The following is a 19,852-nucleotide window of genomic DNA, read 5'->3' as shown; positions in this document are numbered from 1 at the left end:
AGAAGAAATTTTAGAACTAACTAGAAACACAAAAGAGACGCAAATTTCAATGAAGCTTAAAATTTACGGCTCTGGAGTTGCAAAAATAAGCACTGGAATAGGCTTTTTTGACCATATGCTTGAGGCATTTACCAAGCACTCATTGCTTGATCTCGAAATTTCATGCAAGGGCGATACGCATGTGGATTTTCACCATAGTGTTGAGGATGTCGGCATAGTTTTGGGTCAGCTTTTAAAAGAGGCCTTGTATCCTTTAAGTGGCGTTGAGAGATTTGGCGAGGCGAGCGTCGTTATGGATGAGGCTGCTGTTTTTTGCGCATTAGATCTTAGTAACAGAGCCTATCTTGTATATGAAAATTTTAACCAAAATGCTAAAGTTGGAGAGTTTGACACAGAGCTTGTGGAGGAATTTTTTAGGGCAGTTGCTATAAATTCTGGTATCACGCTTCATCTAAATCAAATTCGTGGCAAAAACACTCATCACATTATCGAAGCTACTTTTAAATCATTTGCCGTTGCGCTTCGCAGGGCACTTGCTAAAAACGCAAGGATTGGCACACCAAGTACAAAGGGTGTTTTATGATAGAGATTATATTTTTAGATGTTGACGGCTGCCTGACTGACGGCAAGATTATTTACAATGCAAATGGCGAAGAGCTTAAATTTTTTGATGTAAAAGATGGCTATGCAATAGAAAGCTGGCTAAAGCTTGGCAAAAAGGTGGCTATTATCACTGGTAGAAAGTCAGCTATCGTTGAGCGAAGAGCTGAGGATCTAAAGATCAATCACGTCTATCAAGGCGTTGGCGATAAATTTGCAGTGGCGAGTGAGATCTTGAAATTTGAAGGACTTAGCTTTAAAAATGCAGCGGCTATCGGCGATGACTATAATGACTATAAAATTTTAGATGCAGTTGCTTGGAGCTTTAAGCCAAAAGATGCGATAAAAGAGCTTGATGTGAAGACAAAGCTAAAACACAAAGGCGGCAATGGCGCGGTTAGAGAGATGATCGAGCTTATTATAAAATCAGAAAATTTATATGATGAGTGGTCGAAGCGTTGGTTGTAAAAATTTTCTACTTCGTCGTGGCCATTTTTAGTGTCGTGATGATATTTTTGGCGGCTCAAGATCCATATCTTGCAAATGTTTTGAGAATTGACACAAAGATATCAAATATGCAGATAAACGATGTAGTTGATTATGAGATAAATTCCACTAAAATAAGTGGAGTCTACGAGGCCGATGAGCTAAATAGATACAATGATAAAGATGAGTTTTTAGACTTTAAGGCTAAAATTTTAAGAGGAAATCTGAAACATTTTCTAAGCTCAGACAAAGCAATCTCACAAAATGACGAAATCATTTTTCAAAAGAATGCAAATTACGAAAATAACGATAGTTTAAAGTTTATAAGCGATGAAGTTATATACAATACTAAGACAAAAATAGTAAGATCAGAAGCAAATTTTACAGTCACTAGAAACGGCGATAAGGCACTAGGTGAGAGCGGAAGCTACGATCTAAATAAAAAACAAACGCAGATAAAAGGGCTAAGAGCATGGGTAGAAGAAAAGCAGCGATTTTAGCAGTGATTTTGGGTTTTACATTTTTAAATGCAGAGCAGGTTGAGATCACTTCAAATGATTTTTTTGCAGATGAAAATAAACAAATCAGTGAATTTATAGGCAATGTAAATATCAAGAAAGGCCTATATGATGAGCTAAAGGCAAATAAAGTAGTAGTGCATTTTGACAAAAAACGCCAACCTGTAAAATATGTAGCCACAGGTAATGCTACGGCAAAAATTTTTATGAAAGATAAACACTACGAAGGCAAGGGAAATACACTTACGTATGAGCCAGCAAAGCAGACTTATACGGTTGTTGGAAATGGTTATTTACACGAGATAGAAACTGATAAAAATGTTTATGGCGAGAAGATCGTTGTAAATCAAAAAGATGGCACATATAGTGTAAATAGTGACGACAAAAAGCCTGTCAAATTTATCTTTCAAATCGAGGATAAAAACAAGTGATAAGAACACTGGGTGCTAAATTTATTACATCTTGTCCAAGTATCAAAGAGGCTCCAAGTTTTGTAACAAGTGAGATTGTCTTTTTGGGTAGGTCAAATGTTGGTAAAAGTAGCCTTATCAATGCCCTTGTTAATCAAAAAAATCTTGCCAAGAGCTCATCGACTCCAGGCAAGACACAGCTTATAAATTTTTTCGAAGCAGAGTTTTGCGAGCAAAAAGTAGATCAAGATGAAAAAGAGAAATTTAAGGTTATCTTGGTTGATTTGCCGGGCTTTGGTTATGCAAAAGTGGCAAAGTCAAAGCACGATGAGTGGCGTAAAAATTTGGACGAGTTCTTGAAATTTAGAAGCGACATTAGGCTTTTTGTACACTTAATAGACGCTAGGCACTTTGATTTAGATATTGATGTAAATGTCGATGCTTATCTAAAAAGTTTTTTAAGGGCAGATCAAAAGATTTTAAATTTATATACAAAAAGCGATAAGCTAAATCAAAGTCAAAAGAGTGCGGTAATGAAATTTAATCCAAGCGGTATATTGGTTTCAACTCTTAATAAAAGTGGCATTGACAAGGCAAGAGAATCTATCATAAATCACACTCTTGGTAGATAAAATGCAAACCATAAGTAGCCAGGATATTAAAATTTTCAAAGAATTTTGCTGGGCTATTTTTTTACTTTCATATGAGATCGTGACTACGCAGTTTGGCTTTCTGCCGCCACTTATTGGTATATTTTTTACGTATATGATTTTGGAATACTCAAGAAAACAAAAACAATATGATGAATTTAAGCACTCTTGGTATTTTGCGGTTATATTTCTTATATTTGCTGAGCAGATTCATGGCTTTTACCTTTTTTCAATAATCATCGCTTTTTTGCTTTTTTATAGCTTTATCCTAGACTGGCTTTATACTACGATGAAGTGGCGAAACTGCCTGCTTGTTATCTTTGTTGCAGCTGGCTACGTTTTGACGCTTCTTGTAAATAACTTATTTGCCTACGTGCTAAATGAGCCAAATTTATCGTTTTCACGCGAGTATTTATTTTTTATAGCATTTGAAAGTATTTTTGCCATTGTGCTTTTTAGGGATAAAGTACTATGAGGATGCGTATCGTCTTTGGCGTGATCGCTCTTTTTTGGATCATGCTTTTAGGGCGAATTTATCATCTAAGTGTAAACTCTAACAGCTACTATAATGAGATAGCCGAACAAAATGCGATAAAAACCATTTACATTCCGCCAGTTAGAGGTATTATTTTTGATGCACATGACAGACCGATGGCGGTCAATCGCCTTGGTTTTTCAATATCTATTAAGCCTCATTTAAGTGCTAGTAAAAATATAAAAATTTTGGATGAAGAGCTTGCTTATATCGGCTCGCTTTTTGGCGACCTAAATGCCACAAAACTTAGAAATGAGTATATAAAAAACGACTCAGCCTACAATCAAGACTTTATAAATGTAGTCGAATTTGTCGATTATGATAAATTTTTGCCATTTTTTGCACCTCTTTTAATGCGTGAAAATTTAGAGATAAAACCCGCCTCAAAACGCCACTACCCATACAATGACCTAGCTTCTCATATCATTGGCTATGTCGGTAGAGCAAATCAAAAAGATATAGACAATGATCCTTTGACAAAGCTGACCAATTACATTGGTAGAAGTGGCGTTGAGCGGTTTTATAATCCTATTTTGCAAGGAATACAAGGCCTTAAAAAGATAAAGGTAAATGCCTTAAATGAAGAGGTTGAACAGGTAAATTACCAAGCTCCACAAAGTCAAAACATAAAACTGGCAGTCGATCTTGAGCTTCAGCAATTTGTCTCTGATGTGTTTGGCAAAGATGCGGGAAGTGTCATCGTGATGAGCCTAAAAGATGGTGCGATCATCGCTGCTGGAAGCTTTCCGGAGTATGATCTAAATCCATTTGTGCTAGGAATTTCTCAGTCTGAGTGGGAGGAGCTTGTAAAAAACGTCGATCATCCTTTTACAAATAAGCTTATTAACGGCCTTTATCCTCCTGGCTCGGTTGTAAAAATGGGCATGGCATTGGCATTTTTGGATAATGGCATGAATAAATTTGATAGCTATTTTTGTAGCGGTTCGTATGAGCTTGGTGGACGTAAATTTCGCTGCTGGAACTCACATGGACACGGAAATGTTAATATGAACGTAGCCATTAGAGAAAGTTGTGATGATTATTTTTATAAAGGCAGTCAAAAGATCGGTATAGATGCACTTGTGCCAATACTTGAGCGTATGGGCTTTGGTAGAAAAACAGACGTGGATCTTCCAAATGAATTTGTAGGAACTTTGCCAAGCAGAGAGTGGAAGATGCGAAAATATGGCAAGGCATGGTTTCAAGGGGAGACGCTTATTACATCTATCGGTCAGGGGAATTTCTTGGTTACACCTATGCAAGTTGCAAAATATACTGCCGGTCTTGCCACTGGACTAAACGTAGTTCCGCATTTTTTAAAAAGCATTGATGGAGAAGATGTTGATTTTACACCGACCGATGATGCTTTTACGCCATTTGAAAAGTCACAGCTTCCAGCTATAAGGCATGCTATGTATGAAGTGGCAAATCACCCAAGAGGCACCGCAAATAGACACTTTATAGGAAGTCTTGTAAAGGTTGCTGCAAAGACGGGAACGGCTCAGGTGGTCGGCATCTCGCAAACTGAAAAGAAGCGTATGAAAGAAGAGGACATGGCCTATTTGCAAAGATCTCATGCATGGATGACTACATACGCACCTTATGAAGATCCGCAATATGTCATCACAATGGTTATCGAACATGGTGGTCATGGGGGTAGCGCTGCTGGACCAAAGATCGCACAAATTTATAATAAACTCGTTGAAATGGGATATATAAATTTAGAAAAAATACAAAGTGATCAAAACAAGAAACAAGATAAGAAAAAATAAAATGTGCTAGCTACCTACTAGCACATTTTTTACTAACCTAAGAAGTATTTTAGATCAGCTTGTGCGTCGCCACTGATCGGTCTTACATTAAATTTATCAACTAAGAAATTTATGATCTCTTCATTGAAAAATTTAGGCAAACTTGGTCCGACGTTGATGTTTTTGATGCCGAGGCTAAATAGTGCTAGCAAGATGATGACTGCTTTTTGCTCCATCCACATCAGTACGATCGAAACTGGTAGGTCGTTTACGGCGATGCCTGTTGCCTCGCTTAGTGCAAGGGCGATCTTAACTGCGCCGTTGCTGTCGTTGCACTGGCCAAGGTCGATGTAGCGTGGTAGCTCTGTGCCTGGGACGTTGCCAAAGTCGATATCATTAAATCTAAATTTGCCACAGCTTGAAGTAAGTATGACGCAGTCTTTTGGAAGGCTAGCAGCTAGCTCTCTATAATACTCACGTCCCTTGCCAGGCGCGTCACAGCCAGCGATTACGAAAAATCTGCGGATCTTGCCTGTGTTTATTGCCTCTAAAATTTGTGGGGCTAAAGTCAGGATAGTCTTATAATGGCCGCCAGTTATCAGGCTCTCGTCGCTATCAAAGCCGCTAACATCGCCACAGGCTAAAGCGCACTCGGTAAGTGGTGTGAAGTCGTCATTTTCGATGTGTTTTACGCCGTTTGTGCCTGCGATTGAGTAGCCAAATAGCCTATCAGCGTATGTACAGTTTGAGCGTAGTGGCACGATGCAGTTTGTGGTCATCAAAATCGCACCTTTAAATTCGTTAAATAGCTTAGTTTGGTCAAACCACGCTTTGCCGACGTTGCCTTTTAGGTGGCTGTACTTGCGTAGTTCTGGGTATCCGTGAGCTGTGAGCATCTCTGAGTGAGTGTAGATGTTGATGCCTTTATCTTTTGTTGCCTCAAGTAGTGCTTTTAGAGCGTGTAGGTTGTGGCCGCTTACTAAGATCGCCTTACCTTCTACTTTATTTTGGTTCACTCTAACTGGTGTTGGGATGCCAAATTTGGCTGTATGAGCTTCGCTTAGCAGGTTCATTACCTCAACGCCAGCACCGCCCACTTCAAGAAGCTGTTTTATATGCTCATCGAAGTTAAAATTTGAGTTTGTAAGTGTGAAATAAAGCGTATCAGCCATAACGCGGTCAACATTGCTAGTATCCGCGCCAAGCTCGTGTGCATGGTGGCGATATGCACTAAGGCCTTTTAATCCAAAAACCATCGTATCTTGCAAAAGTGCTAGCGTATCGCTCTTGCCACAGGTTCCCATAGGTTGGCCCTTTGCGCCACATCCATCCTCAGCACTCATCTCGCACTGATGGCAAAACATCTTCATATCTTTCATCTATATTTCTCCTTATAAATTTAGAAATTTAAGCGGATTTTACATTACTATGGTGTTATTCTAATTGATGGTAGTCAAGAAACATTAAGATTAAATATTAGTTTTATAATTTAAGTTTTTATGATTTTGGATATCAAATTTGTAAAAATATTTTGATCATATGCCAGAGTTTTTCACAAAAACATAGTTTTGCTAGTTTAATACAATTTAAAAAAAGCATAAAGTCTAGGAATATAAATTTCTAATTACACAAAATATCATTGTGCAGTAAGTGTGTATATCAAAATTTATTTTTATATTTGATTTTATCGCTAGAGTTTGCCTTTTTAAAGCCATTTAGCCTTAGCCTGCAACTATCACAAAGCCCACATGCTTCATCTTCACTCTCGTAGCAGCTCCAGGTTAGCTCTATCGGCGAGTCAAGCTCTAGCGATTTTAATACAATGTCAGCCTTGCTTAAATTTACAAGAGGCGTGACGATCTGGCAAGAAAAGCTGTCTGATGTGCCTAAATTTATAGCTTCATTCATTCTTTTTATGAAGCTCTCTTTGCAGTCTGGGTATCCGGAGCTGTCTTCTTCTACAACACCGATATAAACAGCTTCTGCTCCCTCTTTTTCAGCAAGTGCGGCAGCTACCGAGATAAATATACCATTTCTAAAAGGTACATAGGTATTTGGCACGTCTTTTTCTACCCCATCTTTTCTTATTTTCATGCTGGTATCTGTTAACGAATTTCCACCGATTTGTGCTATAAAGCTAACATTAAGGCTAAGCTTTTTGGCAACCCCTAGTCGCTCACATATTTCGTCAAACGCACGTTTCTCACGCCTCATCGTCCTTTGGCCATAGTCAAAATGAAGTGCTACTATCTCATAACCAGCCTTTTTTGCCATAACCGCACAAAGCGTGCTATCCATGCCGCCACTCATTATACAAACTGCTTTTTTCATATTTTGCCTTTTAAATTTGCTAAAATTATACAAAATTTTACTAAGGACAAGCCAAAAATGATACTTTGCGAAGAGAGTTATCCAGAAATTTTAGATGAAATTTGCTCATATTTGACACCAGGGGAAGTTGAGCTGGTGTTCATAGATGAAGATGAAATGAGAGAGCTAAATAGATCCGAGCGAGGTATCGATAAAACTACAGATGTTTTAAGTTTTCCACTTGAGCTTGTCATTCATGCACCGCTTGGCTCAATCGTCATAAATAAAGATATGGTAAAACAAAAAGCAAACGAGCTAAATCACAGCGAAGATGCTGAGACTGCACTACTTTTTACGCATGGCTTGTTGCACGTCTTGGGCTACGATCATGAAAAAGATGATGGAGAAATGAGGCAAAAAGAGTGCGAGGTTATCAATAAATTTGAGCTGCCTAAAAGCCTAATCGTAAGAAGCGAGGATGTTAGGCTTATTGATCTAATAAATAAAAAAGAGCTAAATTAAAATAGCGAATTTTCTTCGGTGGTTTTGTGAAGCTCTTCTAGGAGTTCTTCTTTTTGGCATAAAATTAATATATAAACAAAGTTTTTGAGTTTTTTTATCTCGCTTAAATTTTTAAAATAAATAGCATTTTGTACTTTTAATAAAGAGCCTTCAGGCAAGCAAATTTTTATCTCGTTTGGACTAAATTTTTTATTTAAAAATATACTTTGACTTACAAATAGATCTTCATCGCTTTCGGTGATTATGGCTCTAAAGCTATTTCCAAAGCTTGTTGGAGAAAAATTTTTATCTATGAAAATCGGATCAAAGTGCCCATTAATCCTACCCTCATATGGCTTAAATGAAATTTTATTTTTATCAAGAAATTTTAAAAGCCCATAAAACATACCGGCAAAAACTCGTGGTATGTTTAAGTTTTGATAGTAAGTTTGCTTAAAAACTGTATTTGTAAAAAAGATCGAGCTTGGATTTATCTCGTGCATCGTCGTATCTGTGTAAATAGTCTCAAAAAGAGGTGATATGCGCTGGAGCGTCCTTATGTCATCGCCAAAAAACACATCAAAGACCTTTGCATGAAAAATTTGATTAAAAAGATCAGTTATGTTTTTTGACATGACATGTGCATTGGAACCAAGTTTTGATTTTTCCAAAAAGTCATTTATATAAGGATTTACAGCACAAAATTTCAAATCTTTGTGAGTTGACTCAAATCTCATAAGCTTTATCATGGCAGTTTGTAAACTGCTAACTTTCAAAAAAGCGATTTCTTTGTCAATAATTGGAACATTATCTTCGCTAATTATAGCGTATGCACCTTGTTTGATCGCCGTTTCTATATCGCTATCGTTTGCGTTTAAGCAAATATATGCAAAGCCGCGCCTTACGTGTTTTAGCTCAAAAACAAACTCGCTTACGCTAGTTATTGTTGGTGCATTTAAAGCCTGGGCATTTATGAGGCGAGTTAGGTTTTCTATTGTCATTTAGCCAACGATCGCGCCGTTTTTGACCTTGCTCTGTGTGCCAAGAAGTGTTAATGAGCCATCAGATGCACTCAGGATCATGCCTTGAGAGACATATTTTTTCATCATAGTTCGCTCTTTTAAATTTGCTAAAACGCACACTTGTTTGCCGATAAGCGAGCTAGGCTCGTAGTATTTGGCAATGCCAGATAAAATTTGACGCGGCTGCTCCTCGCCAAGATCTATCTTAAATTTAAGCAGTTTATCGCTTCCCTCGACTTTTTCGCACTCAAGCACTTCGCCAACTTTTATCACTATCTTTGCAAAATCATCAATGCTAATGATATCACTCTCTTTTTTCTCCTCTTTTGACTCAGCTTTTATCTCTACCTTTGGCTCACCTGTTTCGCCCATTAGCTCTTTTTCTATTCTTGGGAAAAGCGGCTCGGTAGCTTTTGCTGTAAAATCTGAAATTTTATTTTTTAAGACAAGATTTTCGTAAGAAGCTGTGTCTACACTAAAGCCAAGTGTGTCAGCTATCTTTGCGCAAGTTTTAGGCATGGCCGGACTAAGTAGTATCGCCACTTTTGCAAGTAAATTCGCGCAAAGCGCTACAAGTGCGTTTGCCTCGTCGGTTTTACCAGCTTTTATAAGCGACCACGGCTCATATTTTGCAACGGCTGCGTTTGCTAGTGTTACAACCTTCCAAAGATCCTCTAAGTAGCGATTTGTAGCTAAATTTTCTAAATTTTTAATAGCCTCATCAAGATAACCTTTTGCCTCATTAAGCTCGGCGCTGTGAAGTCTTAAGACATCTTTTGAGTCGATTTTATAGTTGCTATACTTTGCGCTCATACCCACTATTCGGCTTAGCAAGTTACCAAGGCCGTTGCCAAGTTCTGAGTTTATGCGCTCGATCAAAGCTTTTTGGCTGTAGTCGCCATCTTGTCCAAACGGCACTTCTCTAAGTAAAAAGTATCTGAAATTTTCAAGCCCATAAGCGTTTGCGACCTCTCTTGGGTTTATAACATTACCCTTGCTTTTGCTCATCTTTTCGCCATCTATCGTCCACCAACCGTGAGCTGCGACGTGTTTTGGTAGTGGCAAGCCAAGGCTCATCAAAAATGCCGGCCAATAAACTGCATGAAAACGCAAAATATCCTTGCCGACTATGTGCGTTGTATGTGGCCAAAAGTCCATTCTGGCGTTATCTCTTGAATATCCTAGTGTTGTTAGGTAGTTTATGAGCGCATCAAGCCATACGTACATAACGTGCTTGTCGTCGTTTGCGCTCTTTGGTAGCTTTATACCCCAGTCAAAGCTCGTTCTCGTCACCGAAAGATCTTTTAGTCCGCCTTTTACAAAGCTTACTACCTCGTTTTTCTTTCCCTTTGGGATAACGCAAAGCTCGTCATTTTCGTACCATTTTAAAAGCGCATCTTCATATTTTGAAAGCTTAAAAAAGTAGCTCTCTTCCTTAACTAAGGATGTCACACGGCCGCAGTCTGGACAGCAGTTGTTTTCTAGCAGATCTCTTTGATTGAAAAATGTCTCGCAGCTAACGCAGTAAAAGCCCTCGTATTCGCCCTTGTAGATATCGCCGTTTGCTTGCATTTTTTCAAAGATATTTTGCACAGTTTGTTTGTGCTCTTCGTCAGTTGTCCTTATAAAATGGTCGTAGCTTATCTCAAACTCATCCCAAAGTGATCTAAATTTTGCACTGATTTCATCAGCATACTCTTTTGGAGTTTTACCTCTAGCGCTTGCGGCTTGCTCTATCTTTTGACCATGCTCGTCCGTGCCTGTCATAAAATATGTATCTTTGCCTTGTAAGCGATTAAATCTAGCAAGTGTATCGGCGATAATGGTCGTGTAGGCATGACCGATGTGTGGCACGTCGTTTACATAGTATATTGGGGTCGTTATATAAGCTTTTTCTTTCATATTTTTATCCTTTAAATTTTTAGAAATCAAATCCGCCGTCGCTGCCGGTATTGCCTTTTGACATCGAGTTATAGCAACTGTTTACATATTCTTTTCTTGTCTCACAGTCAAAAAATACTTCGCAGTTAAAGCAGCTTTTTTGCCCTTTTTGTTCTTGGCATTCTTGCAGGATCTTTGCCCTTTGCTTCAAGGCTAGTTCAAATGCGTCCAATTGCTCGTTTTCTTGCATTATTTTTGCTCGTAAAATTTATGCAAAATAGAAATTTCATCATGTGAGCCAAAAAAGCATGGCGTTGTTTGGTGAATTTTTTCTATTTTTATATCAAAAAGCGTTTGGTTTTTACCGTTTGTCGTTGCACCATTTGCATTTTCATATATAAAGGCAAAGGGTAGCACCTCAAAGACCACCCTTAGCTTGCCATTTGGATGATCGCTCGTTGCTGGATAGCTAAAAAGACCGCCGCCTTTTAGTAAAATTTGATGCAGGTCGCTCACCATAGCACCTGAGTATCTTAGTCTGTAACCATCGTTAAATAGCTCATTTATGAAATTTCTATGCGTTTGGCTCCAGCCTTTTTGTGTAGCTCCAGTGGCGTTTAGCTTGCCTTTTTCTTTTAGTTCAAGCTCTTTTATGAATTTAAACTCGCCATCTTTGCCAAGCCTATAAAAATTAGGTAAAGCACCTTTTTTCTCAGCAATGACAAGCTCAAGTCTTGGGCCATAGATGCTGTAAGCTGCGGCTATTAAATTTTCTGGCTTTACTTCGTTTTCATAAATGCCAAAGATCGAGCCAACGGCAAAATTTACATCAACTAGGCTTGAGCCATCAAGCGGATCATAGGCGATGATAAATTTAGCATTTTTGTTTATCTCAAGAGCATTCTCTTTTTCTTCGCTAATTAGCGCTTTTACGCAAGCAAGCTCGCTAAATTTAGCCGTTATGATCTCATCACTTTTGACATCAAGTTTTAGTTGTGTGTCGCCAGTTGCGTTTTCGTGGGTTGTGTAGCCAAGATCGGAGTATTTTATCACTTCGCTTATCTCTTTTGCGATCTCTTTTATGGTGTTAAAAATTTGGTTTAATTCTTGCATTATACAGCCTTTGCATTTTCTAATATCCACGCACAAATGGCGTTTGTATCATCTAAATTGAGATTTTTTATTTCGTAGGGAATTTGCTCTTTATAAGTGGCGATCGCGTCTGAAAAGCTAAGATAAGATTCGTCGATCTCACCTTTAAAAACGCTTAGTCTTGGTAGTGGTAGAGTCTTTAGCCCCTCGACTAAGAGCATGTCAAACTCGCCGAGCATTTTAATAACATCGCTAATTTCTTGTGAGTTTTGTGAAAAATAAGTTGTTCTAGTTGGACTCATTACGACAACGTCGGCTCCAGTTTGTGAAAATTTAAAACTATCTTTGCCCTCGACATCAAATCTTGCCTTATCGCCAGGGTCGTGCTTTACTATCGCAACCTTTAAACCATCGTCTATAAATTTCTTTGCAACTTTTAAAATAAGAGTTGTTTTTCCGCTATTTGAAGGGCCAGAAAAAGCGATAGCAAGTCTTTTCATAAGAGCCTTTTTTATTAAAATTTCTTGCGATTATAGCTTATGTTGGCTTTAAAATTTATGAGTGAAATTTAAAAATTAAAATGCTAAAATGCAAGAAATTTTAAAAATTTAAGAGTTCTTATGAGTAAATTTATATCATTTTTTGTACTGATTTTGATGATGTTTGGTTGTGCTGAGCACAAGGTAGTTGTACATGAACCATTAAAAAATGAGCTTCTAGCTTACACGAGCAAGAGTGAGATTATTGATGGTGCTGACAGGACGCTCATCATCGCTACTTATTTAAATCCGATCTACAATTCAAATTTAGACCAGAGTAAAGAGCATTTTTTGGTGGCCATAAATCCAAAAGAATATGCACAAAATTTAAAGAACATAAAAGTAAATAATGATTCAAATGCCACAAATGCAAGGCTGCTTGATGAAAATGACGAGATGCTAAAATTTACCGGGTTTTCTATGCCTTGGGCGGTTTATTATGAAGTCACCGCACCAAGTAAACAAAGTGATAATCTATCGCTTAGTTTCGAAATTTATCAGTCAAAGCCGGTTTTGTTAAATTTTCGAAAAGTTGCGAAATCTTTATATTGGAACCAGTAAGAGCCATATAAATCACGTAGTTTGCAAGTACCTTTTTGCCGTAGTTTCTAGTTTCTGCCACGGGGACAAATTCTAGTGATAAAAATGGCTCAAATTTTCCCTCTTTAAACATATCATCTCTTGTGATAAGCTTTTTGGTAAATCCGATACCGCCATTATATGCGTAGGCTGTAAATAGCGGATGGTAGAGAAATTTATCAAGGTAGTTTAGGTGGTGATTTGCAAATTTAAATGCAATATCTGTTTTAAAAAGATCGTCCTCATCAAAATTTGGAATTTTTAACTCTTTTTTACCAATAGCATTTGCAAGAAACGGCATAAACTGCATCATTCCTAGAGCGTATGAAGTAGAAACAACGCTTGGGATAAAGAGGCTCTCTTGTCTAGCTAGGGCATAGATCATAGATTTTCTCTCGTTGCTGATACCATTAAGCTCTGGTGAGGTTGGCATTAAAAAGTACTGCTTTTCCCAGCCATGTGCCTTTTGCATGAAGTATGCATAGGCACCGATACTTTCGTTTGTATAAAATTTCTTCGCAAATTCGCTTGCTTGTGTGGCGTTCATATCCTTTGCAAGGGCTACAGTTTTGTTCCATAAAAATGGATCGCTCACGTCAAAATTTTCGATATTTTGCTTGCTAGGTTTTGGTACGATGACTTCAAGCGGCTCACCACCTACCACATCTCTTGCGTAAAGTGAGTAGATATTTGCATCCTTGCTGGCACTTAGCTCTTTTAACAATCTTTCGTTTTTGCTTATCTGATACTGCCAAAAGGTCGCATTATCTCTTTGCCATGCCCTTTCAAATGTGCTCTTGGCTCTTGCAAAAAGGCTAAAAGCGATATCGTCTTGTGCTAGTAAAATCGCATTTAATCCAAGCGTAAACGCATCACTTTTTTCGGTTACGGCAGGATCTATGCTAAGTAAATTTTTTCTAAAACCTTCATATTTTTTGTTAAAAACAAGGTCGTTTAATAAATTTGTAAAGCCTTTTTGAGAGTAGAGCTTGGTCATAAAATTTGCGTCAAAATTTGCACTAAAAAGTGTGTTTTTATTTTGTGAGCTAGAGGCGTTAAAAAGTTCTAAAAAGCTCTTTGTATCGTTTAGATTTACAAACGCCTGGGCCGGATTTGCCTCATTTAGTGCGAGTAAAATTTTTGATTTTTCTGGATTTGTCTTTGCAAGATTGGTCGCTAAAATTTCACGAGTGTGATTATCAAGTTTTAAGCTAAAGGCAATAGACGTTAGCAAATTTTGGCAGGTTAGATTTGCCTGGGTGATATTTTTTGCATTTATACCAGGGCATTTACTAGGAGCTGCTTTTGGAGGTAAAATTTTATCGATTGATTTTTGAACAAGGCCTGCTTTTCTAAATACATCTCGCGAAAGGTCTACGATCTGCTCTTTTGTGTAACTACCCTCGTTAATAAGACGGTTGATATAGTAGTCTTTTGCAAGGCTTTTTGGCTCGTTTTTTAGCTCTTCGTAGGTATAAATTTTAGCTAAAAGAGCAACACAGACAAGAGAGAGAATACTAAAGTGACGCAGCAAAACCAAATAAGAGCCTTATTAAAAATTGATCTAAAAATTGAAGTGCTAAAAGCACAATAAGCGGAGTAAAGTCAATACCACTAAAATTTGTTTTTATATAGCGTCTAATAAAACTATAAACCGGTTCAGTTAGCCTATAAAGTAGTTGCACGACCGGCGAGCTAGGATCAGGTCTGACCCAGCTAATGAGTGCTGCTGCGATGATGACCCAAGTATAGACCGTGATAATAAGGTGCAAAATGTTTGCAATCGCTGAAAATAGGGTGGAAAGTATCATTTTTGCTCCTAGATTAAAATTTTAGCCAGATCATCTTTGATTAGCGGATAAAGTTCGCTAAGCTCAGGGCCGTGAAGGTCGTTTGTAAGAAGCACACGTAGCGGCATGAAAAAGTTTTTACCTTTTAAAATTGTAGCGCTCATAAGCTCTTTTTTAAACTCATCAAAAGTCTCACATGGCTTTAAATTAATAGCTGCTTTTTTGACGATTTCAAACTCGTTTTTATACTCATCTGGGGCTATTTTTGGTGAAAAAATGGCTTCAACTTTTGCCTTTATCTCAGGCACTAGTGAGCTTTCCTGAGTGTAAAATTTAACTAACTCAGCCAAATTTTCATCTACGCCAAAAATTTCTTTTATACGCTCTTTTGAAGCTAGTTTTATGTGCTCTCTATTGATTTGCTCAAGCTTTTTCACGTCAAATCTAGCAGGTGAGCGTGAAATTTTGGTTATATCAAACCACTTCACTGCCTCTTCGATGGTAAAAATTTCAGTTGGAGTTTTGTTGCCAAGAAGTATCAAATAGTTTGCGATCGCCTCAGGTAAAAATCCCTGCTCAAAGAGCCATTTTACGCTTGATTCGTTCTCGCGTTTGCTCATTTTTTTGCCCTCAATATTTAAAAGGATAGGCAAATGCGCGTAGTTCATCTTGCCAGTGTAGCCAAGGCCCTCGCGTATGAGGTCTTGCTTTGGTGTATTGCTCACGTGATCCTCACCGCGTATGACAAAGGTCACGCCCTCAAGCATGTCATCGACTGCGCAGGCAAAGTTATAAGTTGGAGTCTTATCTGCTCTCATGATGACAAAGCTATCGACCGCGTCTGGCTCGAAGCTTAGCTCGCCTTTTATGGCGTCTGTAAAACTCATCGTGCGTGTTGGTTTTTTCATGCGGATAACAAAAGGTTTTTCGCAGTTTAAAACTTCAGCGTCGCTTAGTCTCTCGCAGGTGCCGTCATATCTATATGCCACACCTTGCTCTTTTGCTTTTTGTTTTTTTGCCTCGAGCTCTTCTTCGGTGCAAAAGCAAGCAAATGCCTTTTTGTCAATGAGGAGCTTTGAGGCTAGCTGTCTGTGGAATTTTAAATTTTCACTTTGGATGTAAATTTGCTCTGGTTTTATGCCAAATTTGCTCAAAATTTCTAAGATATCTTTCTCTTTTCCTTCAATATTTCGCTCTTTGTCTGTATCTTCTATACGTAAAATAAAACCACTTTTATCTTGCAAAGAACAAATATAGTTGAAAATAGCAGCACGTAAATTTCCTATGTGCATATCTCCTGTTGGAGAGGGTGCAAAACGATACATAAGCTCTTTCCTTGCGTTAAATTTAAAGTATGGATTATAGCACCAGCTTGATAAATTTAAAGTTATGTAATTTGATTTTTTTAGCCGAAGCAAAGCATTTCTTGAATAAAATCCGAACAAAAATTTAACATTTTTAGGAGAAACAATGAGTTTTATAAGCGAATTTAAAGAATTTGCGATGCGTGGAAATGTCATAGATATGGCAGTTGGTGTTGTTATAGGTGGTGCGTTTGGAAAGATCGTTTCATCACTAGTTGGTGATGTTATCATGCCAGTTGTAGGTGTTATAACAGGTGGTGTAAATTTCACAGATCTTAAGCTAACGCTAAAAGAAGCAGTAGATAGTGCACCTGCTGTTACGATAAACTATGGCTCATTTATACAAACAATGGTTGATTTCTTAATCATTGCTTTTTGTATTTTTTGTGTCATTAAAGCCTTAAATTCACTTAAGAAAAAACCAGTCGAAGAGGCACCTGCGACAGAGCCTGAAACGCCAGCAGATATAGCACTTCTAACCGAGATTAGAGATCTTCTTAAAAAGTAACTTTTTAAAATCAAAGGGATAAAATTCCCTTTGAAAATCCGTTAAATTTTGTCTTATTTTTATGCTAAAATGCCTTTTATCTTAAAAAGTGAGTAAAAACATGATAGAACAAATCCCATCTTTCCAAGGCCTTGATGCTGCCGATTTGGCCAAGCTTGAAGCCATAAGCGTCATTAAAAAATACAAAAAAGGCGAATTTCTATTTATTGAGGGAGAGGAGCCAAAGTGGCTTACATTTTTGATAACTGGTTCGGTTAAACTTTATAAAACTACTGCAAACGGCAAGGAAATTTTTATACATCAGTTAGCACCTATGAATTTTGTAGCTGAGGTCGTAAATTTTGAAAATATCCCCTATCCAGCAAGTGCAATTTTTACTATTTCAGGTGAAGTTTTAAAGATAAATTATGAAAAATTTGCAGCTCAATTTTTAACAAAGCCAGAAATTTGCATGAAATTTTTAAAATCAATGTCTCAAAAGATAAGGATTACTACAAATTTACTTCATCAAGAACTTATTTTAAGCTCTGAAGAGAAGGTTGCTAGATTTATTTTAGATCACGAGGATCTGTTTAATGAACTAAAACATACAAAAATTTCATCTATACTTAATATGACCCCAGAAACTTTTTCAAGAATTTTAAATAAATTTAAAACAAATGGTTTGGTTAAAGTTGACGAGAAGAACCAAATCTTGGAAAAAGATGTGAGTGGCTTGCAAGAAATTTATACTTATTGAAAGTTAACATCAAATAAATATTTTATTTACTTAAAGAAAAAATTTATATATTTTTGGGTAACATTCTGAATAAAAATTTTGTAAAAATTTACGATATATTGATAAATTCAGGAGGAAAACTTTGGCTGAAGTTAAAAAGAAATTTTTTGTTTGGTCATCTGTGATCATCGGTATCGTGATTGGCCTTATCGCCTCTATGGGGATAGCTGACGCACTTCACGCAACCGGTAGTGGCTACATCTGTACCATTTGTCACACGATGGATCCAATGAATGCTGCATATAAGGAAGATGTGCATGGCGGCAACAACAAGCTTGGCGTAAAAGCAGAATGTTCAGCCTGTCACCTGGACCACACAAGTGCCTATACCTATGTACTTACAAAGCTTAAAGTATCTATAAATGACGGCTATAAGACATTTTTTACAGATACCGACAAGATTGACTGGCGTAAAAAACGTGATCATGCATCACACTTTGTTTATGATAGTGGTTGTTTAACCTGTCACTCAAATCTTAAAAATGTTATCCAATCTGGTAAATCGTTTTTACCACATAGAGATTATTTTGTCCTTGGAAATCCTAATAAAAAATCGTGCGTTGATTGTCATAATCACGTAGGTCACAAAAATTTAGGACTTCATATAGACAAATTTGAAGCAATAAAAAAACAAGAAAATAATAAAACCAAATAAGGAGGAGAGATGTTTAAAAAGTCGCTAATTTTATTAGCCTGTCTAATGTCTTTTGGCTTTGCCGCAAATGCAGACACAAATAAATCTGATGCTTTAAAACTTAATGTTGTAAAAAACATTAAAGTTGCACATAAAATGTCAGATTTGTCAAAAAGCTGTGTTGAATGCCACGCTGAAAAGACACCTGGCATAGTTGCCGATTGGAAAAATAGTCGCCACGCTCACGTTGGTGTAAGTTGTATGGATTGCCACTCTGTAAATGCAGATAATCCTATGGCTTCAGTTAAGGTGCATCCAAAAGATTCTAACAATCACGTTTCAATGCTAGTTAGCCCAAAAACTTGTGCAAAATGCCACGAGAATGAGGTTGAAGAATTTACTAAGAGTGGTCACGCAAGAGGCGGCATGCAAATGTATGCTAACCCTGCAATGGTAAAACTTATGTATCACTACGAAGGTATGGACCATCCAGAATACAAAATGGCTCCAGATGCTACTGGTTGCTCTCAATGCCACGGTACAGTTATCAAACTAGATGCTGATCACAAGCCACTTCCAGAGTCATGGCCTAACTATGGTATAGCTAACGTTTATCCTGATGGTGGAGTAGGCGGATGTAAATCATGCCACAGTGCACACACATTTAGCATAGCTGAGGCTAGAAAACCAGCTGCTTGTGCATCTTGCCACCTTGGACCTGATCACCCAGATATTGAGATCTTTAACAACTCAATGCACGGACATATCTTTAATAGCGAAGGTCACACATGGAAATATGACTCAGCTCCTGATACATGGGATGTGCCAGATTTCAGGGCTCCAACTTGTGCGGCTTGCCACATGAGTGGTATTGGTGAGACAACAACAACTCACAACGTTTCAAGAAGGTTGAAATGGAATCTATGGGGTATAAACAGTAAGCTAAGAACAGCTGGTGATGATCAAGCAGTTGCTATTTTTGAAAAAACTGGCAAGTTAAACGTGGGAACACCACTTGCAGGTCATCCAAATGGACCAGAAGCAGCAAGAGCTGAGATGAAACAAGTATGTAAAGCTTGCCACACAGCAACTCATACAGATAACTTCTTTATCATGGGTGATAAGCAAGTTGAGCTTTATAATGTTTACAATGCTGAAGCAACTAAGATGCTTGAAGACTTGAAAGCTAAAAACTTACTACTTGCAGATGCTTGGGAAGATGAATTCCAAGATGTTTACTATCATATGTGGCACCACGAAGGTCGTCGTATGAGACAAGGTGCTTTAATGGGTGGTCCTGACTACTCACACTGGCATGGAGTATTTGAAGTTAAGAACGACATCAGAAAACTTCGCAAAATTTACAAAGAAAGAATTGAAACAGGTAAAGTTAATTAATTCTTTTTAAGGTGGGAGCTTTCCCACCTTTTTTCTTAAATCACTAAGATTCCTTTTTTAAAAAACATACAAAAAATACTCAAAACAAATTTAAAAGATTTTTGCTTTTGCAGTAAGCATTTGACATTTTTACTTGAACATTAAACATTTAGCGTTTTGCTTGTATTTATACAGTTAAATTAAACAATCAAATTTAGCCAAACGCAAACCGATAAATTTAGAGAGAAAATTTAATAATCTAAAATATAATTCCCTTTTTTTAAGGAGATTTTTTGGGACTTTTGCGCATTATTATCGGAGCTTTTATTTTTAGTGTTCTTACAAATTTATACTCATACAAACGCTTTATCAAAAAGGTTTCATTTTTCGCGCCATATCTTGCTAAAATTCGCATATTTTTTTATATTGTTTGTTTACTTGAGTTTATATTTGTGTTACAAATTAGATTTTCTTTTTTGACTATTGAGCTCTATTTGGTTGCTGGCACGCTTATAGGATTTTCACTG

23 protein-coding genes and 1 pseudogene are annotated in these 19,852 nt (G+C 37.4%); 14 read left to right on the top strand and 10 right to left on the bottom strand.

What is annotated here, in order from left to right:
* The first annotated feature begins 7 nt into the window (after positions 1 to 7).
* Genes hisB through mrdA form a run of 7 tightly spaced genes read left to right on the top strand, consistent with a single transcriptional unit; the run spans position 8 to position 4,971 of the window.
* Positions 8 to 583 (top strand): imidazoleglycerol-phosphate dehydratase HisB, encoded by a 576-nt coding sequence (hisB, locus tag ACTTKV_RS07885; protein WP_442550046.1) that lies wholly within the window; start codon positions 8 to 10, stop codon positions 581 to 583.
* Positions 580 to 1,068 (top strand): KdsC family phosphatase, encoded by a 489-nt coding sequence (locus tag ACTTKV_RS07880; RefSeq protein WP_442550034.1) that lies wholly within the window; start codon positions 580 to 582, stop codon positions 1,066 to 1,068. Before hisB ends, ACTTKV_RS07880 begins: the two co-directional genes overlap by 4 nt.
* Positions 1,047 to 1,586, top strand: a complete 540-nt coding sequence (gene lptC / locus ACTTKV_RS07875; RefSeq protein ID WP_442550033.1) for an LPS export ABC transporter periplasmic protein LptC — start codon at positions 1,047 to 1,049, stop codon at positions 1,584 to 1,586. Before ACTTKV_RS07880 ends, lptC begins: the two co-directional genes overlap by 22 nt.
* Positions 1,559 to 2,035 (top strand): lipopolysaccharide transport periplasmic protein LptA, encoded by a 477-nt coding sequence (lptA, locus tag ACTTKV_RS07870; protein ID WP_442550032.1) that lies wholly within the window; start codon positions 1,559 to 1,561, stop codon positions 2,033 to 2,035. Before lptC ends, lptA begins: the two co-directional genes overlap by 28 nt.
* Positions 2,032 to 2,646 (top strand): ribosome biogenesis GTP-binding protein YihA/YsxC, encoded by a 615-nt coding sequence (yihA, locus tag ACTTKV_RS07865; protein ID WP_442550031.1) that lies wholly within the window; start codon positions 2,032 to 2,034, stop codon positions 2,644 to 2,646. The genes lptA and yihA overlap by 4 nt, the downstream gene beginning before the upstream one ends.
* A 1-nt stretch (position 2,647) precedes the next feature.
* The gene (locus ACTTKV_RS07860) at positions 2,648 to 3,139 is read left to right on the top strand and encodes a hypothetical protein (protein ID WP_442550030.1); all 492 of its coding nucleotides are present in this window, start codon (positions 2,648 to 2,650) and stop codon (positions 3,137 to 3,139) included.
* Positions 3,136 to 4,971 (top strand): penicillin-binding protein 2, encoded by a 1,836-nt coding sequence (gene mrdA / locus ACTTKV_RS07855; protein WP_442550029.1) that lies wholly within the window; start codon positions 3,136 to 3,138, stop codon positions 4,969 to 4,971. Before ACTTKV_RS07860 ends, mrdA begins: the two co-directional genes overlap by 4 nt.
* 32 nt (positions 4,972 to 5,003) lie before the next feature.
* On the opposite strand, the gene hcp is transcribed toward mrdA, so the two are convergent.
* Together hcp and queC are read right to left on the bottom strand one after the other, a co-directional pair.
* The gene (gene hcp / locus ACTTKV_RS07850) at positions 5,004 to 6,329 is read right to left on the bottom strand and encodes a hydroxylamine reductase (protein WP_442550028.1); all 1,326 of its coding nucleotides are present in this window, start codon (positions 6,327 to 6,329) and stop codon (positions 5,004 to 5,006) included.
* A gap of 280 nt (positions 6,330 to 6,609) precedes the next feature.
* On the bottom strand, positions 6,610 to 7,314 hold the full coding sequence (gene queC / locus ACTTKV_RS07845) for a 7-cyano-7-deazaguanine synthase QueC (RefSeq protein ID WP_442550027.1): 705 nt from the start codon (positions 7,312 to 7,314) through the stop codon (positions 6,610 to 6,612).
* 24 nt (positions 7,315 to 7,338) lie between these two features.
* On the opposite strand from queC, the gene ybeY reads away from it, so the two are divergent.
* On the top strand, positions 7,339 to 7,782 hold the full coding sequence (ybeY, locus tag ACTTKV_RS07840) for an rRNA maturation RNase YbeY (protein WP_442550026.1): 444 nt from the start codon (positions 7,339 to 7,341) through the stop codon (positions 7,780 to 7,782).
* On the opposite strand, the gene ACTTKV_RS07835 is transcribed toward ybeY, so the two are convergent.
* From ACTTKV_RS07835 to mobB, 5 genes are read right to left on the bottom strand one after another with little or no spacing between them, the layout of a single operon-like run.
* Positions 7,779 to 8,762, bottom strand: coding sequence for a ferrochelatase (locus ACTTKV_RS07835; RefSeq protein WP_442550025.1), 984 nt, complete (start codon positions 8,760 to 8,762; stop codon positions 7,779 to 7,781). The genes ybeY and ACTTKV_RS07835 overlap by 4 nt on opposite strands.
* The gene (gene metG / locus ACTTKV_RS07830; protein ID WP_442550024.1) at positions 8,763 to 10,685 is read right to left on the bottom strand and encodes a methionine--tRNA ligase; all 1,923 of its coding nucleotides are present in this window, start codon (positions 10,683 to 10,685) and stop codon (positions 8,763 to 8,765) included. It lies immediately after the preceding gene.
* Positions 10,686 to 10,704: 19 nt separating this feature from the next.
* On the bottom strand, positions 10,705 to 10,914 hold the full coding sequence (locus tag ACTTKV_RS07825) for a hypothetical protein (protein WP_442550023.1): 210 nt from the start codon (positions 10,912 to 10,914) through the stop codon (positions 10,705 to 10,707).
* Positions 10,914 to 11,777, bottom strand: a complete 864-nt coding sequence (locus ACTTKV_RS07820) for a class 1 fructose-bisphosphatase (RefSeq protein WP_442550022.1) — start codon at positions 11,775 to 11,777, stop codon at positions 10,914 to 10,916. The genes ACTTKV_RS07825 and ACTTKV_RS07820 overlap by 1 nt, the downstream gene beginning before the upstream one ends.
* Complete coding sequence (mobB, locus tag ACTTKV_RS07815) at positions 11,777 to 12,256, bottom strand: molybdopterin-guanine dinucleotide biosynthesis protein B (RefSeq protein ID WP_442550021.1); 480 nt, start codon at positions 12,254 to 12,256, stop codon at positions 11,777 to 11,779. The genes ACTTKV_RS07820 and mobB overlap by 1 nt, the downstream gene beginning before the upstream one ends.
* A gap of 120 nt (positions 12,257 to 12,376) precedes the next feature.
* On the opposite strand from mobB, the gene ACTTKV_RS07810 reads away from it, so the two are divergent.
* Entirely contained in the window at positions 12,377 to 12,856 is a 480-nt protein-coding gene (locus ACTTKV_RS07810) for a hypothetical protein (RefSeq protein ID WP_442550020.1), read from the top strand.
* Here ACTTKV_RS07810 and ACTTKV_RS07805 read toward each other — a convergent pair.
* The 3 genes from ACTTKV_RS07805 to gltX are packed head-to-tail and all read right to left on the bottom strand — an operon-like array spanning position 12,777 to position 15,989.
* Entirely contained in the window at positions 12,777 to 14,414 is a 1,638-nt protein-coding gene (locus ACTTKV_RS07805) for a lytic transglycosylase domain-containing protein (RefSeq protein WP_442550019.1), read from the bottom strand. The genes ACTTKV_RS07810 and ACTTKV_RS07805 overlap by 80 nt on opposite strands.
* Positions 14,392 to 14,685, bottom strand: coding sequence for a YggT family protein (locus tag ACTTKV_RS07800; RefSeq protein WP_021090481.1), 294 nt, complete (start codon positions 14,683 to 14,685; stop codon positions 14,392 to 14,394). Before ACTTKV_RS07800 ends, ACTTKV_RS07805 begins: the two co-directional genes overlap by 23 nt.
* A gap of 8 nt (positions 14,686 to 14,693) precedes the next feature.
* Positions 14,694 to 15,989, bottom strand: a complete 1,296-nt coding sequence (gene gltX / locus ACTTKV_RS07795; RefSeq protein WP_442550018.1) for a glutamate--tRNA ligase — start codon at positions 15,987 to 15,989, stop codon at positions 14,694 to 14,696.
* Positions 15,990 to 16,134: 145 nt separating this feature from the next.
* On the opposite strand from gltX, the gene mscL reads away from it, so the two are divergent.
* The 5 genes and pseudogenes from mscL to ACTTKV_RS07770 form a co-directional block, all read left to right on the top strand.
* Positions 16,135 to 16,536: a large-conductance mechanosensitive channel protein MscL gene (gene mscL, locus ACTTKV_RS07790; RefSeq protein ID WP_442550017.1), complete on the top strand. Its 402-nt coding sequence runs from the start codon at positions 16,135 to 16,137 to the stop codon at positions 16,534 to 16,536.
* Positions 16,537 to 16,636: 100 nt separating this feature from the next.
* Entirely contained in the window at positions 16,637 to 17,275 is a 639-nt protein-coding gene (locus ACTTKV_RS07785) for a Crp/Fnr family transcriptional regulator (RefSeq protein WP_442550016.1), read from the top strand.
* Between the two features lie 121 nt (positions 17,276 to 17,396).
* On the top strand, positions 17,397 to 17,969 hold the full coding sequence (locus ACTTKV_RS07780) for a cytochrome c3 family protein (protein ID WP_442550015.1): 573 nt from the start codon (positions 17,397 to 17,399) through the stop codon (positions 17,967 to 17,969).
* Positions 17,970 to 17,978: 9 nt separating this feature from the next.
* Complete coding sequence (locus ACTTKV_RS07775; RefSeq protein WP_442550014.1) at positions 17,979 to 19,346, top strand: multiheme c-type cytochrome; 1,368 nt, start codon at positions 17,979 to 17,981, stop codon at positions 19,344 to 19,346.
* A 272-nt stretch (positions 19,347 to 19,618) separates the two neighbouring features.
* Positions 19,619 to 19,852 (top strand): annotated as a pseudogene (locus ACTTKV_RS07770) (metallophosphoesterase); the annotation flags it as partial.

Origin of the sequence: Campylobacter sp., from assembly GCF_052169515.1 — a bacterium.
GTDB lineage: Bacteria > Campylobacterota > Campylobacteria > Campylobacterales > Campylobacteraceae > Campylobacter_A.
Note: the sequence above shows the minus strand (reverse complement) of the source record. Positions and strands in the feature narration are given on the sequence as shown.

What these genes read in the sequence shown, in the direction of transcription:
- ACTTKV_RS07880 (WP_442550034.1), top strand. Translation starts at nt 580, where the DNA reads ATGATAGAGATTATATTTTTAGATGTTGACGGCTGCCTGACTGACGGC.
- ACTTKV_RS07835 (WP_442550025.1), bottom strand. Translation starts at nt 8,762, where the DNA reads ATGACAATAGAAAACCTAACTCGCCTCATAAATGCCCAGGCTTTAAAT.
- ACTTKV_RS07860 (WP_442550030.1), top strand. Translation starts at nt 2,648, where the DNA reads ATGCAAACCATAAGTAGCCAGGATATTAAAATTTTCAAAGAATTTTGC.
- ACTTKV_RS07820 (WP_442550022.1), bottom strand. Translation starts at nt 11,777, where the DNA reads ATGCAAGAATTAAACCAAATTTTTAACACCATAAAAGAGATCGCAAAA.
- mscL (WP_442550017.1), top strand. Translation starts at nt 16,135, where the DNA reads ATGAGTTTTATAAGCGAATTTAAAGAATTTGCGATGCGTGGAAATGTC.
- hcp (WP_442550028.1), bottom strand. Translation starts at nt 6,329, where the DNA reads ATGAAAGATATGAAGATGTTTTGCCATCAGTGCGAGATGAGTGCTGAG.
- metG (WP_442550024.1), bottom strand. Translation starts at nt 10,685, where the DNA reads ATGAAAGAAAAAGCTTATATAACGACCCCAATATACTATGTAAACGAC.
- ACTTKV_RS07785 (WP_442550016.1), top strand. Translation starts at nt 16,637, where the DNA reads ATGATAGAACAAATCCCATCTTTCCAAGGCCTTGATGCTGCCGATTTG.
- ACTTKV_RS07775 (WP_442550014.1), top strand. Translation starts at nt 17,979, where the DNA reads ATGTTTAAAAAGTCGCTAATTTTATTAGCCTGTCTAATGTCTTTTGGC.
- ACTTKV_RS07810 (WP_442550020.1), top strand. Translation starts at nt 12,377, where the DNA reads ATGAGTAAATTTATATCATTTTTTGTACTGATTTTGATGATGTTTGGT.
- mrdA (WP_442550029.1), top strand. Translation starts at nt 3,136, where the DNA reads ATGAGGATGCGTATCGTCTTTGGCGTGATCGCTCTTTTTTGGATCATG.
- ACTTKV_RS07800 (WP_021090481.1), bottom strand. Translation starts at nt 14,685, where the DNA reads ATGATACTTTCCACCCTATTTTCAGCGATTGCAAACATTTTGCACCTT.
- ACTTKV_RS07825 (WP_442550023.1), bottom strand. Translation starts at nt 10,914, where the DNA reads ATGCAAGAAAACGAGCAATTGGACGCATTTGAACTAGCCTTGAAGCAA.
- ybeY (WP_442550026.1), top strand. Translation starts at nt 7,339, where the DNA reads ATGATACTTTGCGAAGAGAGTTATCCAGAAATTTTAGATGAAATTTGC.
- mobB (WP_442550021.1), bottom strand. Translation starts at nt 12,256, where the DNA reads ATGAAAAGACTTGCTATCGCTTTTTCTGGCCCTTCAAATAGCGGAAAA.
- lptA (WP_442550032.1), top strand. Translation starts at nt 1,559, where the DNA reads ATGGGTAGAAGAAAAGCAGCGATTTTAGCAGTGATTTTGGGTTTTACA.
- gltX (WP_442550018.1), bottom strand. Translation starts at nt 15,989, where the DNA reads ATGTATCGTTTTGCACCCTCTCCAACAGGAGATATGCACATAGGAAAT.